1 protein-coding gene is annotated in these 614 nt (G+C 33.9%); it reads right to left on the bottom strand.

Annotated features, from left to right (window positions below):
- Window positions 1-57: 57 nt before the first annotated feature.
- Window positions 58-438: a sigma factor-like helix-turn-helix DNA-binding protein gene (locus ACOI1D_RS21820; protein ID WP_422504307.1), complete on the bottom strand. Its 381-nt coding sequence runs from the start codon at window positions 436-438 to the stop codon at window positions 58-60.
- Between the last annotated feature and the right edge of the window lie 176 nt (window positions 439-614).

Genomic DNA, 614 nt, shown 5'->3' with positions numbered 1-614 from the left:
CCAAAACAGATGACAGCTTGATTTATCATAGTTTGAAGGGAGATTAGCTTCATGATGTTACGCTTGCTTTAAATTAGAAATCCCCCCTAATCTCCTGACAATTTCTTTAGCCATTGCAACTTCTGCCTCATGACATATTTGTCTTACACGCTCACGAGTAATGTTGATTGATGAGGCAACTGTTTTTAGTGAGACTCCCGGTTTGTTTATACCGTAGATTTCATCCATTATCATTTGCTTCCTTTCAGGTAGGATGTGTTTTAAAGATTTATATATATCGATGAATTTTTTGAAGTCATCAGAATCTCTGTCATTTAGTATCGAGTAGTAGGGTTTTACTCTGGTAGATTTAGTCTTTTTATTAGGACTTTTGACAGAACCGACCATATCCAGAAAGAAAATCGCTTCATCTCGAGTTAATTCATTTTTGTAGTCCATTTCATATCCTCCTCAATTAGATAAAAACCACAGAGTTACTCATGATTAGTTTACCATTTGTTAACAACTTAGTTTATTAAAACCATTATATATAAAGTCAGCCAATCCTACTGGTTTAATCCGTAAGTTTTTACGAATTATTCTGCGTTTTTTGGTTAAATTAACCTGTTGAATGG

The sequence above is a fragment of the Virgibacillus sp. DJP39 genome, from assembly GCF_049310925.1.
GTDB lineage: Bacteria > Bacillota > Bacilli > Bacillales > Amphibacillaceae > Virgibacillus_F.
Note: the sequence above shows the minus strand (reverse complement) of the source record. Positions and strands in the feature narration are given on the sequence as shown.